At 36.1% G+C, this 13,913-nt stretch carries 15 protein-coding genes and 1 riboswitch; of the genes, 11 read left to right on the top strand and 4 right to left on the bottom strand.

Annotation, left to right across the window (positions count from 1 at the left end; translation table 11 throughout):
- The first annotated feature begins 170 nt into the window (after positions 1-170).
- The 3 genes from ACMHYH_RS00760 (at position 171) to ACMHYH_RS00770 (ending at position 2,079) form a co-directional block, all read left to right on the top strand.
- Positions 171-617 (top strand): DUF305 domain-containing protein, encoded by a 447-nt coding sequence (locus tag ACMHYH_RS00760; RefSeq protein WP_414839513.1) that lies wholly within the window; start codon positions 171-173, stop codon positions 615-617.
- 142 nt (positions 618-759) lie between these two features.
- A riboswitch (THF riboswitch) is annotated at positions 760-862 on the top strand.
- Positions 863-902: 40 nt separating this feature from the next.
- Positions 903-1,421, top strand: coding sequence for a folate family ECF transporter S component (locus ACMHYH_RS00765; RefSeq protein ID WP_414839514.1), 519 nt, complete (start codon positions 903-905; stop codon positions 1,419-1,421).
- A gap of 211 nt (positions 1,422-1,632) precedes the next feature.
- Positions 1,633-2,079, top strand: a complete 447-nt coding sequence (locus ACMHYH_RS00770; RefSeq protein ID WP_414839515.1) for an NUDIX hydrolase — start codon at positions 1,633-1,635, stop codon at positions 2,077-2,079.
- 78 nt (positions 2,080-2,157) lie between these two features.
- Here ACMHYH_RS00770 and ACMHYH_RS00775 read toward each other — a convergent pair whose 3' ends face one another.
- Positions 2,158-2,598: an organic hydroperoxide resistance protein gene (locus ACMHYH_RS00775; RefSeq protein WP_414839516.1), complete on the bottom strand. Its 441-nt coding sequence runs from the start codon at positions 2,596-2,598 to the stop codon at positions 2,158-2,160.
- Between the two features lie 54 nt (positions 2,599-2,652).
- Between ACMHYH_RS00775 and ACMHYH_RS00780 the strand changes: the two genes are divergently transcribed.
- Positions 2,653-2,910, top strand: a complete 258-nt coding sequence (locus ACMHYH_RS00780; protein WP_414839517.1) for a 2-hydroxymuconate tautomerase — start codon at positions 2,653-2,655, stop codon at positions 2,908-2,910.
- Between the two features lie 50 nt (positions 2,911-2,960).
- On the opposite strand, the gene yidA is transcribed toward ACMHYH_RS00780, so the two are convergent.
- From yidA to ACMHYH_RS00795, 3 genes are read right to left on the bottom strand one after another with little or no spacing between them, the layout of a single operon-like run.
- Positions 2,961-3,776 (bottom strand): sugar-phosphatase, encoded by an 816-nt coding sequence (yidA, locus tag ACMHYH_RS00785; RefSeq protein WP_414839518.1) that lies wholly within the window; start codon positions 3,774-3,776, stop codon positions 2,961-2,963.
- Positions 3,777-3,781: 5 nt separating this feature from the next.
- Positions 3,782-5,167 carry an HD domain-containing protein gene (locus tag ACMHYH_RS00790; protein ID WP_414839519.1) on the bottom strand — a complete coding sequence of 462 codons (1,386 nt, stop codon included), beginning with the start codon at positions 5,165-5,167 and terminating at the stop codon, positions 3,782-3,784.
- Complete coding sequence (locus ACMHYH_RS00795) at positions 5,164-6,036, bottom strand: biotin/lipoate A/B protein ligase family protein (protein ID WP_414839520.1); 873 nt, start codon at positions 6,034-6,036, stop codon at positions 5,164-5,166. The genes ACMHYH_RS00790 and ACMHYH_RS00795 overlap by 4 nt, the downstream gene beginning before the upstream one ends.
- A 210-nt stretch (positions 6,037-6,246) precedes the next feature.
- Between ACMHYH_RS00795 and ACMHYH_RS00800 the strand changes: the two genes are divergently transcribed.
- From ACMHYH_RS00800 to ACMHYH_RS00830, 7 genes are all read left to right on the top strand, one after another.
- Positions 6,247-7,233, top strand: coding sequence for a thiamine pyrophosphate-dependent dehydrogenase E1 component subunit alpha (locus ACMHYH_RS00800; protein ID WP_414840315.1), 987 nt, complete (start codon positions 6,247-6,249; stop codon positions 7,231-7,233).
- Positions 7,234-7,244: 11 nt separating this feature from the next.
- Positions 7,245-8,225, top strand: coding sequence for an alpha-ketoacid dehydrogenase subunit beta (locus ACMHYH_RS00805; protein ID WP_414839521.1), 981 nt, complete (start codon positions 7,245-7,247; stop codon positions 8,223-8,225).
- Between the two features lie 56 nt (positions 8,226-8,281).
- Positions 8,282-8,719, top strand: coding sequence for a DUF1934 domain-containing protein (locus ACMHYH_RS00810; RefSeq protein WP_414839522.1), 438 nt, complete (start codon positions 8,282-8,284; stop codon positions 8,717-8,719).
- Positions 8,720-8,763: 44 nt separating this feature from the next.
- Entirely contained in the window at positions 8,764-9,357 is a 594-nt protein-coding gene (rpoE, locus tag ACMHYH_RS00815) for a DNA-directed RNA polymerase subunit delta (RefSeq protein WP_414839523.1), read from the top strand.
- Between the two features lie 239 nt (positions 9,358-9,596).
- Positions 9,597-11,201: a CTP synthase gene (locus tag ACMHYH_RS00820; RefSeq protein WP_414839524.1), complete on the top strand. Its 1,605-nt coding sequence runs from the start codon at positions 9,597-9,599 to the stop codon at positions 11,199-11,201.
- Between the two features lie 137 nt (positions 11,202-11,338).
- Entirely contained in the window at positions 11,339-12,196 is an 858-nt protein-coding gene (gene fba, locus ACMHYH_RS00825) for a class II fructose-1,6-bisphosphate aldolase (RefSeq protein WP_414839525.1), read from the top strand.
- A gap of 431 nt (positions 12,197-12,627) precedes the next feature.
- Positions 12,628-13,905: a UDP-N-acetylglucosamine 1-carboxyvinyltransferase gene (locus ACMHYH_RS00830; protein WP_414839526.1), complete on the top strand. Its 1,278-nt coding sequence runs from the start codon at positions 12,628-12,630 to the stop codon at positions 13,903-13,905.
- Positions 13,906-13,913 lie beyond the last annotated feature (8 nt).

The following is a 13,913-nucleotide window of genomic DNA, read 5'->3' on the forward strand; positions in this document are numbered from 1 at the left end:
ATTTACTTTTATTCTTAAAAAAGAGGAAAATCACTGAATGTATATCCAATTCTACTTTTTCTTTAAAAGTGTTTCATTTGTAGTTTAGAAATAAAAACGATAGAATTAAAGTAAGTTACAAGAAGGCCAATTAGTTTTTTTAATACCAAAATAAGAAAAGGAGTGAGAAGATGACTAAAGGTTACGTTAAATTTTTAGGGATGATTTTAACTTCGAGTATCCTAATGTACGGTGTTATGTACTTGAATACGTATCAATTAGACCATGTTTTTTTCAGTGAGATGAGACTTTATATGACGATATTGTCAACATGTGTTATGGCAATTGTGATGCTTCTATTCATGCTTAATATGTTGAAAAATAAAAAAGCGAATACAGCAATCGTCATGACAAGTATCGTTATATTTTCTTTGTCTTTCTTTCTGATGAGAAACCAAACAACGATAGATGAAGTTGATTACATGCAAGGGATGATTCCACACCATTCTATCGCAATATTAACAAGTGAACGAGCAGATATTAAAGATCCAAGGGTAAAAAAACTAGCAGATGATATTATAAAAGCTCAAAAGAAAGAAATTGAAGAAATGAAACAGTTAATAGAAGAACTTGATTAACAAGTAAATGAGAAAGAGTGTTGATTTTCTCTACTCTATGTTAATTTTTTGAAAACTAAATAGGCAGTTAAATTGTCAGACGAATTCAAACCATGCTATAGTTATCTTCGACAGCAAGTTGAGTAAACTTGTTAGTCAAATAATCAGAGTAGGAAACGAAGCGTTAAGTGCTGTAGGGATGGGATGTTGCCCTCAGACGAAAAATTACTTAGGTAATTTGCGGTTTTGTTTCTGCATTCGCTGCATAGTTTTTATGTGTGGAGCTCTTAAAGGGAGATCTTCAAGATGGGTAAGAATAAGTTTGATGCAAGAAGTATTTCAATCATCGGATTACTGATGGGATTGGATATTATATTAACAAGATTCGTAGCAATAGAAACACCAATCGTTCGAATTGGTTTCGGTTTCTTGCCAATTGCTATTATAGCGATGCTTTATGGACCATGGATTGCAGGTACAGCTGCTGCAATGGCAGACTTTATGGGAATTATGCTTTTCCCTAAAATAGCTTTGTATTTTCCAGGTTTTACATTATCGGCTTTTTTAGGTGGCGTTATCTATGGTTTAATTTTATATAAAAAACCTAAAACGCTCAAACGAGTCATCTTAGCTGTTTTGTTGATAACGGTGATTATTAACTTGGGTTTAAATACACTTTGGCTAAAAATCATATTAGACAAAGCTATTTACGCTATTTTTCCAGCACGTATTATTCAAAGTTTAGTTCTAGCGCCGGTTAATTGTCTTTTATTATATGGTATCCTTCAAAATAAGGCTTTTCTTAAAGCAACAAAGCTCAAATAAAAGCGATAGAAACTATCTCGAAATCTATTTTAATCAAAAAAAGTACGAGTTAATACTTGTCATACAAAGAGTAGACGGTGGGCTTTTTTAGGAGTAGAGAAATCTACTCTATTTTTATTGTAAATAAGATTGACTCTTTTTATGTAAACGGTTAAAATAATGAGAATAAGATTAGGATATGAGGGTTATAAAAAATGAGAGGGTGATGGACATGATTACTCATACGTTTGGTGAAAGACTAAAAACAGAAAATTATCATCTGCGAATTGGAGTATATGGTATTGTATTGAATTCCACTAAAGATAAAATAGTTGTTGTTTCACCACCAAATGGTTCATATTTATTGCCAGGAGGCGAAAAAGAGAAACAAGAAACAGATGAGGAAACTCTCAAAAGAGAATGTATAGAAGAGTTAGGTTATGAGGTAGAAGTTGGTAAGTATATCGGTGCTGGTGAAGATTACTTTTATTCTACTCATCGTAAAAAGTATTACCATAATCCTGCTTACTTTTATAAGATTGATTTTTGGCAAGGAATTGGGGAACCTCTAGAAGACTTTAATGCGATAGAGTGGATGACGCCTTTAGAAGCCTTGAAGAAGTTAAAACGCGGCAGTCACCGTTGGGCAGTCGAGCAATATATAAAAGATACAAAGTGAAAAGTGGGTTAATCAGAAAAAAAGCATAGAAAAAAGAGCCGAATTTTTAAATCCGACTCCTTTGTTGACTAGTTATTTTTAAAGATCTTCTTTGTATTCAACAGCCGTTACTGTAACAGCAATATTGCCTTTGGTTGCCTTAGAGTAAGGGCAAAAGGCATGTGCTTTGTCAGCCCATACTTTTGTTTCAGCTAAATCTTTTCCTTCAATGGCAACTTCCATAGTAGCAGCAAGCTTAAAGCCATTGTCAGTAGGATCAGAAATCAATTCAATCGTTGCGGTAACTTGTGATTTCCCGCTGCTGTTTTCTTCTTTCATGATATGCTCTAGGGCGGAGTTAAAACAGGCACTATATCCAAGTGCGAAAAGTTGCTCAGGATTGCTTCCTTGACCAGGACCTCCCATTTTTTTAGGTGTAGATACGCGTACCGAGAAGGATTTATCTGGTAAGTGACTTTCTCCATTTCTTCCTCCGGTATTAATAGCAGTAGTTTGGTACAAAACTTTTGAATCTGACATGTAGCAAAACTCCTTTCTAGTATCTTTCGTACAAAGTAAGTATACAAAAGAATAGTGAAATTTTCTAATGAAACGCTCTATTGCAAAGAAATTAAGGGGAATTTGAAAGAGAAAGAAGGAATAAAAATGCCATTCGTTCATATTGAATTAGTTGCAGGACGTACAGTAGAACAAAAAATTAATTTAGTCAAAGAGGTAACCGAAGCAGTCGTTAAAAATACAGGTGCTCCAAGTGAGAAAGTACATATTATTCTTAATGAGATGCAACCAGAAAACTATGCTTTAAATGGTGAACTACTTAGCCAAAAATAAAAAAACACTTAGGAATTACTACAAACCGTAGCTATTCCTAAGTGTTTTTTTCATTCGTTGAAGACTAATTTTTCGATAACAGTTGCTACACCATTTAATTCATTTGTATCTGTAATATAATTGCTAATGGCCTTAATCCCCTCAACAGCATTACCCATTGCTACTCCAACGCCAGCAAAAACGAGCATATCGCGATCATTTTCATTGTCTCCTATAGCCATGATGTTTTCTTGAGGGATAGCTAAAATATCAGATAAATCTTTTAAAGCTAGTCCTTTACTAGCAGCTTTATTTAAAACTTCTAAATAAAAAGGCTCACTTTTCAACACGGTATATTTTTCATAAAAAGTAGGAGGAATTTGTGCAATACCAGCATCCAAGACCTTAGGCTCATCAACCATCATCATTTTGCTGATGACTAAGCTTGAATCCATTTCTTCAACACGTCGATATTTAATCGGCATGTTAACCAAAGAGGACTCACGAACAGTATAGTTGCTAATATCTTTATTAGAAGTATAAATCGCGTTTTCATCCAATGTCTGGCAATGGACCCCGATTTTTCGACTCATTGCTTCAACTTCTAAAAAATTATCAAATGACATAGTATGGTGAGCAATAGCTGTACCGTCGTCTGCTTTTTGAACAAGCGCACCGTTGTACGTAATCACGTAATCGCCCGCTTCTTGTAAATTTAATTCTTCTAAAAAATTGATTACGCCGGGTAAAGGTCGGCCAGTGCAAATAACAACTTTAATTCCTTTTGCTTTTGCTCTTATCAATGTATCTTTCACTCTTGGGCTAATTGTCTTATCGTTGTTTAATAATGTTCCATCTAAATCAATAGCAATGAGTTCAATTGTCATCTGTTTTATTCCTCCAGTATTTTTGTAGGTTGGATGATAGCATCATTTTTAATGTATCGTTTGAATTCTTGGTAAATAGGTTCAAATAAAGTGATTTCTTCCACCGTTTTAGGTTTTAAAAATTCTTTTGGAAAATAGAATCGTTCATCGCCTCTCATTTTCCCTGCCAAAGAAGACACAATTTCACTGGCTTTTGAAAGTTCAACAAAAGAACCGTCAGGATACATGAGTTCAATTTGCGTTCGATTAGTGAGTTGGTTAGGACGATAAAAATCATAAGGCAAATCGTAGCTATTATTGACAGCAGTATAGTAATCTGTGTCATAGCCCGCTTCTTGGATAAGAGCAGTTAATTTTTCTAGAATAGCCTGATCTTGTTTATCTACAAAATGGACTGATTTAAATGGCTTACGATCAAGAAAACGAGTAGCTAAATCACTTAAGATAGCATCTTTTTCCTCTCTCCATAGTGTAAAGTAAGTTCCTAAGACACCATCATCTAATTTTAAATAATCTTCTAGTGATGCAGTTTGATTGAAGAAAGGAATCAATAAATCTGTTTGGAAATGCAACTGCATCTCTGGGTCTTCGTATAATTCCTTGGCCCGTTTTAATAAATGGTCAAGAATAACTTCCATACTACGAGAAACAGGATGAAAATAAATTTGCATGTACATTTGATAACGACTGACAATATAATCTTCCACTGCATGCATTCCTGATATTTGAAAAGCAATTCCCTCGCTATAGGGACGAATAACGCGTAAAATTCTAGTTAAATCAAATGTTCCATAGTTAACACCTGTGAAATAAGCATCTCTCAATAAATAATCCATCCGGTCAGCATCAATTTGGCTGGAAATTAATTGTACCACTTGAGGATTAGGATATGTTTTTTGGATAACGCTAGCTACTTTAGCAGGAAAGTCACTAGCGACTGTTTTCAAGAGCCTATTGATTTCAGTCTCAGAAGACAAGATAATTTCAACCGTTATCGCTTCATGATCCGTTTTAAAGATTCGTTCAAACGTATGTGAATAGGGACCATGGCCAATATCGTGTAAAAGTGCTGCACATAAGACTACCAAACGTTCCGAATCGTCCCAACCGCCATCACCAGGTATTTTTTCAGGATAGTTACGGGCAAATTTATCGCAAATTCTGCGAGTAATCTCATAAACACCCAGTGAGTGTGTGAAGCGAGAATGCTCAGCTCCATGAAAAGTAAAAGAAGAGGTTCCTAATTGTTTGATTCGACGCAAACGTTGAAATTCACGGGTATCAATTAAGTCTAAAATTAATTGGTGTTGGATATGAATGTAGTCGTGAATAGGATCACGAAAAACTTGTTCGATAGGTAGTAATTGTTCAGCATCATGGTTAAGGGTCATATCAACAACTCCTTTTGAGCGGATTCTTTAAGCATCTGTAAATTACGATTAATCATTTTTTGCTTGCTTTCTTCATAAAGAGATAAAATTTCAGGGGTATATCCACCAATTTCAAATGTACAGTGTCGTTCTTGTAATGTTTGAATAATTTTTTCTTTTACATTCTGTACAGTTAACTTAACGCCAAGTAATTCTTCTAATGTGCCCATTACAGCAGGATTAATTTTAGGGAAATGCCATTTTACTTGTTCGTCTTGTAATCCAGCTGTATAAAAATCTTGCAATAGCTGAGCGCGCTTATTTTGGTCACCTGTCACGCTTAGATAAATCATAATCGCAACACCATTTTTTATTCGTCGTTGAGCTATCCCAGCAATCTTTTTACCATTGATACTCAAATCAAAATCACCTGGACAATAAGAATCTGAAATTTCATAAGCTTCAATGGGCTTATTGTATTCTTTAAATGTCTCGCTAATTAAGCGAAACATGAAGTCGTAACCTTCATCAATGGTTATTCGATTGGTCGATTCTTCTGAGAAGATAAGAGAGAAATTAAGAATACCAGGATCGCTTGCAACGGCTAAACCTCCTGAATTACGAACAATATAGGGTTGCTGATTAGCTGTTAGAACAGCTAATCCATCTGATAGATGAGGCAGTTTAGTATCCATCATTCCAATGATAACCAACTGATTGGTACTCCAAAAATGAATGGCTGCTTTGTGTTGTTGTTTTCCAATAAAAGTGGTCAGGCTATCGGATAGAGCAAAATGAGAAATGGTTTGATTTTTAAAAGGCATCGTATCGGAATCATAAATGACATACGATTGATTGGTTAAAAAGTCTTTTTTTTGTAGTGAAGTCATTTGATTACTTCCTTTATTAAGATTCTTGTTTACATACGTCATTAGTATACCAAAATTTAATAGAGACTCCTATAGAATGAAGAAAACTCCTATTAAAACAAACAAATCTCATTAGAATCTATTTAGATACATTGACCGTATTGTATCAAAAAGGCTATACTAAGACACACTAAGAACACTAAATATAAAGAGGAAAGAGTGGTGAACTTAATGGAACCAATCTTATCCAATCAAGCCGGTTTACTATTAGATGATTTTGAAAAAATGTATCGACTGATGTGGCAAATTCGTTTTTTTGATGAACAGGTAGAAGAATTATTTACAGCAGGAAAGATACATGGCACAACTCATCTTTCTATTGGACAAGAAGCAACAGCAGTTGGGAGCGGTTATTTATTAAAACCGACTGACTTTATGACGACAACTCATCGAGGACACGCCAATACAATTGTTAAAGGAACAGATATGTCTGCAATGATGGCAGAGCTATTTGGAAAAAAAGGCGGTACGAATCACGGCAAAGGTGGAAGTATGCATATTGCTGACAGTGATACGGGAAATTTAGGATCAAATGGAATTGTTGGAGGAGGATACCCTATTGCAGTTGGAGCGGCATTGACAGCTCAAATGAAAAAAACGACTGCAGTTGTGATGTGTTATGCAGGTGACGGTTCTACTAATGAGGGGAGTTTTCATGAGTCATTGAATTTAGCTTCTATTTGGAAATTACCAGTGATTTTTTTTATTGAAAACAATCAATACGGGATGAGCAGTTCGATAAAACAAATGGTAAATATTCCTTTTTTATCAAAACGAGCGGAGAGTTATGGCTTTGAAGGGAAAACAATTGATGGCAATAATTGGCTAGAAGTAGTTGATGCTACCTCTGCTGCAATCGAAAAAGCTCGTAGTGGTGGAGGTCCGACATTAATTGAAGCATTAACCTATCGATCTAGAGGCCATTCAAAATCAGATAAACGAGAATACCGGACACAAGCAGAAGAAGCTCAGTGGCAGCTAAAAGATCCCATCTTATTGGCAGAACAGCAATTACTTGCGGCAAATTTAGTCTCTAAAGAGGACTTAATTGTGTGGAAGGAAGAAAGTAGAGAAAACGTTCAACAGGCTATTCAACAGGCTAAGAAGATGGAAGATGTAGCGCTAGCTGACCTAGAAACCAATGTCTATGCTGAATAAGGAGGATGAAAATGCGTAAGATAACCTATCTAGCTGCTATTAATGAAGCCTTAGATGAAGCTCTGGCAACAGATGAACGAGTATTTTTAATGGGAGAAGATATCGCGCTATATGGTGGGAGTTTTGGTGCAACTAAAGGGCTTGTCCAAAAATACGGAACAAAACGGATTCGAAATACCCCTATTTCAGAAAGTGCGTTGGCAGGAGCGGCCGTTGGCTCAGCTATGACAGGTATGCGACCAATTATCGAGATTCAATTTTCTGATTTTATCACGATTGCTTTAGATCAGATAGTCAATCAAGCTGCAAAAATACACTATATGTATGGTGGGAAAGTCTCTGTACCACTGGTTGTAAGAACAGCAGCGGGTTCAGGAACAGGGCACGCCGCCCAACATTCTCAAAGTTTAGAAAATTGGACAGCTCATATTCCTGGTTTAAAAGTGGTCCAACCCTCAACAGCTTACGATGCTAAAGGTTTATTGCATGCTGCAATCGAAGACAATAATCCTGTGATGTTTTATGAACATAAATTGTGTTACCAAACAACTAGTGAAGTCCCCGAAGAAAAATATGTCATTCCTTTTGGAGTAGCGGATATAAAGCATTCAGGACAAGATATTACTGTCGTTGCGACTGGGATTATGGTTCATAAGAGTTTGGCAATAGCTAAGCAATTAGCCTTAGAAGGTATTTCCTTAGAAGTGATTGATCCACGTACATTAGTCCCTTTAGATACAAAAACCATCATTAAGTCTGTGCAAAAGACAGGAAGGCTCTTAATTGTTCATGAAGCAGTTAAAAGAAGTGGATTTGGTGGTGAGATAGCTAGTATTGTAGCTGAAAGCAAAGCTTTTTATGCATTGAAAAAACCCATCAAGCGACTTGGAGGGAAATCAATCCCGATACCTTATCAAAAAGAGCTAGAACATGCTGCTATTCCTCAAGAAGAGGATATCTTAGCGGCTGCTTATGAATTAATGGAAAAATAAAACAATCAAGCACTATCAGCCTAAAAAAAGGCAATAAAGGTAAAGGGGTTAATCTGGTGGAAATAGATTTGAGCAAAGGTATGGCAGCTAAAGTAGAAGTAGAAACAACCATTTCACAAGGCGGTTCGACTGAACGGTTTGTTTTTAATCAAATGGGAAAAGTTGTGTATATGAATGGCTCTTATTACATTCGTTACCAAGAAGCGTATGATGAAGTAGAAGTTCCTGTAACATTTAAATTAGAGCCAACAGGAGGTGTTACGCTTATTCGTAGAGGCGAAACAACTACTCGAATGAGATTCGAGCAAGGTGAACGTTTTGAGACAAGTTATCAAACGCCACAGGGCCTAGTAACGATGCAGACGGTAACGCGTCAATTACAAGTCAGTTACAAGCAAAATCCGTTTTCAGGTGAGCTACAATTAGAATACGATCTGTACCTCGGACAAGAAAAACTCGGTGAACACAAATTACGATTGCTTTTTACTATCTAAATAGAGTAAGATAAAGAATAGACTGTTGAAAGGATGTGGCTTTCGTGGAATTTGAAAGATTTGAAGGACAAAATAAAAGCGAATTATCAATGATAGAAGTCGCTCATGCTATTTTAGATCAAAAAGGCGAGATTTTAGATTTTAACGTGTTACTCAAAGAAATCAAAGATTATTTAGGATTTACTGCAGAAAAAATAAAAAACAATACATCACAATTTTATACAGATTTGAATATCAACGGTAGTTTTATTTCGTTGGGAGAAAATCGTTGGGGATTGCGTTCATGGTATCCAATTGACTTTATCGATGAGGAAGTTACTCAAGGAAATGAAGATGAAGCACCTAAGCGCAAAAAACGTAAAAAAGTAAGTGCCTTTGTTTCAAGTGAAGATGAAATTGATTACAGCAATGATGACCCAGAAGATGATGATGAAGAAGAGGAAGAAGAGCTTCTGATTGATAATGACGGTGTTGTGATTGAAGCAGAAGATAAAGAAGATATCGGCAAATACAAAAAAGATTTAACAGAAATTGGTGCAGACGAAGATGAAGAAGATGAGCTGCCAGATGGTGTTGAAGGCGAATTAACGGTTATTGAAGACGAAGAAGAAGAAGCGGATGATAAAAACGACTACTAATTCAAGCGACTTTAGTCTAACTACTCAGAAAAAATAGCTTAAAAACTAAATAAATGAAAATAGATATAAAAACCTTGACGATAGTCATTTGAGGCTGTATCATATTTATTGGGCTCCCTTGGCGTTTTTTTAAGGGACAAGGACTGAAAGTAATTTATCAGCTCCCTATTCTTAACAGAATAGGGAGCTTTGTTTTTTTGTTTGACTACCCAAATTCATCAAAGAAGGAGTTCGATTAAATGACAAAGTATATTTTTGTAACAGGTGGAGTAGTTTCTTCGATAGGTAAAGGAATCGCAGCGGCTTCATTGGGAAGGTTATTAAAAAATCGTGGACTTAAAGTAACGATTCAAAAATTTGATCCCTATATTAACGTAGACCCAGGAACGATGAGTCCTTATCAACACGGAGAGGTTTTTGTAACCGATGATGGAGCAGAAACAGATCTTGATCTAGGACACTACGAAAGATTTATTGATATCAACTTGAACCGCTACTCAAACGTAACGACGGGAAAAGTTTATTCAGAAGTTATTCGTAAAGAACGTAAAGGCGAATACTTAGGAGCTACAGTACAGGTTATCCCACACATTACAAATGAAATTAAAGAAAAGATGATGCGTGCCGGTCAAACAACGGATTCTGATATTGTGATCACAGAAGTGGGTGGAACGGTTGGAGATATTGAATCTTTACCCTTTCTAGAAGCATTGCGCCAAATGAAGCGAGATGTTGGAACGGAAAATGTGATGTATATTCATACAACACTTATTCCTTATCTTGGTGCTGCTGGTGAAATGAAGACAAAGCCAACACAACATAGTGTTAAAGAGTTAAGAGGCTTAGGAATTCAACCTAATATTTTAGTCGTACGTAGCGAACGTCCAGTTTCACAAAGTGTAAAAGATAAACTAGCTTCTTTTTGTGATGTAGCACCTGAAGCGGTCATTGAATCGTTAGATGTTGACACATTGTATTCCATTCCGTTAAATTTACAAAAACAAGGAATGGATCAAATCGTCTGCGACCATTTGAAAATTGATGCACCTCCTGCTGATATGACAGAATGGATCAAGTTAGAAGAAAAAGTACTGAACTTATCTAAGAAAACGAAAATTGCATTAGTGGGTAAATACGTTGAATTACCTGACGCTTATTTATCAGTAGTAGAATCTTTAAGTCATGCCGGTTACGCAGAAGACTCAGAAATTGAAATAGATTGGATCAATGCAGACGAAGTAACCACTTCTAATGCAGCAGAGTTATTGAAAGATGCCGATGGTATTTTAGTTCCAGGTGGCTTTGGTGACCGAGGACTAGAAGGTAAAATTGCAGCTATTCAATATGCTCGCGAAAACACTGTTCCTTTCTTTGGCATCTGTTTAGGAATGCAATTAGCGTGTGTTGAGTATGCTCGAAATGTAGTTGGTCTTGAAGGAGCCCACTCTACGGAAACAGATCCTAAAACGCCGCACAATATTATTGATTTGATGAGTGACCAAAAAGATGTAGTAGAAATGGGTGGCACGTTGCGTCTTGGGTTGTATCCTTGTAAATTGAAAGCTGGTTCTGTTGCAGCTAAGAATTACGATAATGCAGAAGTTGTCCAAGAGCGTCACCGCCACCGGTATGAGTTTAATAATGAATACCGTAAAGCTTTAGAAGATAAAGGTATGGTGTTCTCTGGTGTTTCACCTGACAATCGCTTAGTTGAAATTGTAGAATTATCTGATCATCCTTTTTATGTTGCTTGTCAGTTTCATCCAGAATTTCTTTCACGCCCAAATCGTCCACAAAAATTATTTACGGGATTTATTAAAGCTTCATTGAAAAACCAACAGTAATATTCTTTCTTTTTCTTATTTTATCATGAGAATTGGCGGTTTAAGTCTAGGAATTGTTTGTTTTGTTTGGTATAATAAAAATGTTGGTCAAGGGAAGACCTTGACAAATAAAACCTTTCCTTAAGGAGGAAAAATATATGAGTCGTTTAGTTAGTATGACAGATATGTTAAATAAGGCATTAGAAGGTAAATATGCGGTTGGTCAATTCAACATTAACAACCTTGAATGGACACAAGCAGTTTTAGAAGCAGCACAAGCAGAGAACTCTCCAGTAATCTTAGGAGTATCTGAAGGCGCTGGAAAATACATGGGTGGCCCATTAGTTGTTGCTGCAATGACTGAAGCTTTAATGGAAACAATGAACATTACTGTTCCTGTTGCATTACATTTAGACCATGGTTCTTCATTTGAAAACTGTAAAACAGCTATTGATGCTGGCTATTCTTCAGTAATGATTGATAACTCAGCGTTCCCAATTGATGAAAATATTGCTGCAACGAAAAAAGTTGTTGAATATGCTCATTCAAAAGGTGCTTCTGTAGAAGCTGAAGTAGGAACAGTTGGCGGAACCGAAGATGGCGTTACTGGTGGAGTTCAGTATGCTGACCCTAAAGAATGTCTACGTATGGTTAAAGAAGCAAACATTGACGCTTTAGCAGCAGCTTTAGGCTCTGTACATGGCGACTACGAAGGCGAACCTGTTTTAGGTTTTGACGAAATGAAAGAAATTTCTGACTTAACTCATGCACCATTAGTTTTACATGGTGGATCTGGGATTCCAGAATTCCAAATTAAAAAAGCTATTGAAAATGGTCACTCTAAAATCAATGTGAACACTGAGTTACAACAAGTTTGGACTGCAGGCGTTCGTGAAAAATTAGCTACTGACGATAAAGTTTACGATCCTCGTAAAGTTATTGCACCAGGTAAAGAGAGAATTATTGCTACAGTTAAAACAACTATGCAACGTTTTGGTTCATCAAACAAAGCTTAATTCAAACCTGAACAAGCGGTAAAAAAGAGCACATACAATCTAATGATTGTTCGTGCTCTTTTTTTGCTACTTTTTTCAATAAAAACCCTGGTTTTAGATTATTTGTCTAATTAGCGACACAATAAGAATTGTATATTAACAAATAGTATAGTAACATTAGTCAGTGTTTAGCAAAAAAAGTTACTCATTACTAAAGTAGGTTAGTTGAGCTTAGTATAGATTTAAATAATATAGTCTATTAGATAATAGAACGGAACTGTTCATTTATAGAGTGATAGTTTCCATGCACAAAAACAATCAGAGTAACTTATCTTAAAACTGAAAAATATCGAGTAGAAGCAAGTAGTTTTAGTATGAAAATTAATCAAATCAAGAGACGATTAAACGAATAACCAATAAAAACACGTATAATAATAAAGTGAGGTATAGTAATGAAAAAGATAGTTATTAATGGAGGAAGAAAGTTAAGTGGATCAGTTACAATCAACGGAGCTAAAAATAGTGTTGTCGCTTTAATCCCAGCGTCAATCTTGGCTGATTCTCCCGTTACTTTAGAGGGAGTGCCAGATATCCAAGATGTGCACTCGTTAATCGAAATTTTAAATAGTATGCACGTTAAAACAAATTTTGATGGTTCAACGTTAGTTATTGATCCAACAGAAATGATTTCCATTCCTATGCCAAGTGGTAAAATACAAAGTTTGCGTGCCTCTTATTATTTCATGGGTGCTTTATTAACTAAATATGGACAAGGGGTTGTTGGTTTACCAGGTGGTTGCTTTTTAGGACCTCGTCCGATAGATCAACATTTAAAAGGTTTTCGAGCTCTAGGAGCGATAGTTGACAATGAACAAGGAGCGATGTACCTTAGAACGCCTGTAGAAGGATTAAAAGGAACTCGTATTTATTTGGACGTTGTCTCTATAGGGGCAACACTTAATGTGATGCTTGCTGCTGTTAAGGCAAAAGGAACAACTATCATTGAAAATGCTGCTCGTGAACCTGAAATTATCGATGTAGCAACACTATTAAATAATATGGGTGCAAAGGTCCGAGGAGCAGGAACAGATATTCTTCGTATCGAAGGAGTTAATGAACTTCACGGCTGCAGACATAGTGTTATACCAGATAGAATTGAAGCGGGGACTTATTTAGCTTTAGCTGGAGCAATTGGGACAGATATTACGGTTCAAAACGTCATTGTAGAACACTTAGAAGGATTAGTAGCAAAGATGGAAGAAATGGGTGTCCCCATGACTATCGGAGAAGACAGTATACGCGTGAAAGAAGCGCAACTTCCACTAAAACCAATTAATGTAAAAACGCTTCCTTACCCTGGGTTTGCAACAGATTTACAGCAACCTTTAACGCCTTTAATATTGAAAACAATAGGAGAATCAACTGTTTTAGATACAATATATGCTAAGCGTGTAAAGCATATTCCGGAATTAGTTCGTATGGGTGCAAAAGCACGTGTTGAAGGGGATTTAATTCTTTTAGAAGGTCCATGTAAATTAAAAGGTGTAGAAGTCGAGGCAAGTGACTTGAGAGCAGGTGCCTGTTTGATAATTGCAGGATTAATGGCCGAAGGAACGACTACGATTACAGGTGTAGAAAATATTTTAAGAGGTTACGATAATATCATCAGAAAATTGACTGATTTAGGTGCGGACGTTAAGATGATAGAAACTGAACACACTAAAATATAGGAGTCGAA

This window comes from Carnobacterium sp. TMP28 (assembly GCF_047553015.1).
GTDB lineage: Bacteria > Bacillota > Bacilli > Lactobacillales > Carnobacteriaceae > Carnobacterium_A.

Excerpts from the sequence above, each read along its gene's own strand:
- ACMHYH_RS00830 (WP_414839526.1), top strand. The coding sequence starts at position 12,628 with ATGAAAAAGATAGTTATTAATGGAGGAAGAAAGTTAAGTGGATCAGTT.
- ACMHYH_RS00770 (WP_414839515.1), top strand. The coding sequence starts at position 1,633 with ATGATTACTCATACGTTTGGTGAAAGACTAAAAACAGAAAATTATCAT.
- yidA (WP_414839518.1), bottom strand. The coding sequence starts at position 3,776 with ATGACAATTGAACTCATTGCTATTGATTTAGATGGAACATTATTAAAC.
- ACMHYH_RS00765 (WP_414839514.1), top strand. The coding sequence starts at position 903 with ATGGGTAAGAATAAGTTTGATGCAAGAAGTATTTCAATCATCGGATTA.
- fba (WP_414839525.1), top strand. The coding sequence starts at position 11,339 with ATGAGTCGTTTAGTTAGTATGACAGATATGTTAAATAAGGCATTAGAA.
- ACMHYH_RS00760 (WP_414839513.1), top strand. The coding sequence starts at position 171 with ATGACTAAAGGTTACGTTAAATTTTTAGGGATGATTTTAACTTCGAGT.
- ACMHYH_RS00790 (WP_414839519.1), bottom strand. The coding sequence starts at position 5,167 with ATGACCCTTAACCATGATGCTGAACAATTACTACCTATCGAACAAGTT.
- ACMHYH_RS00795 (WP_414839520.1), bottom strand. The coding sequence starts at position 6,036 with ATGACTTCACTACAAAAAAAAGACTTTTTAACCAATCAATCGTATGTC.
- ACMHYH_RS00805 (WP_414839521.1), top strand. The coding sequence starts at position 7,245 with ATGCGTAAGATAACCTATCTAGCTGCTATTAATGAAGCCTTAGATGAA.
- ACMHYH_RS00800 (WP_414840315.1), top strand. The coding sequence starts at position 6,247 with ATGGAACCAATCTTATCCAATCAAGCCGGTTTACTATTAGATGATTTT.
- ACMHYH_RS00775 (WP_414839516.1), bottom strand. The coding sequence starts at position 2,598 with ATGTCAGATTCAAAAGTTTTGTACCAAACTACTGCTATTAATACCGGA.
- ACMHYH_RS00820 (WP_414839524.1), top strand. The coding sequence starts at position 9,597 with ATGACAAAGTATATTTTTGTAACAGGTGGAGTAGTTTCTTCGATAGGT.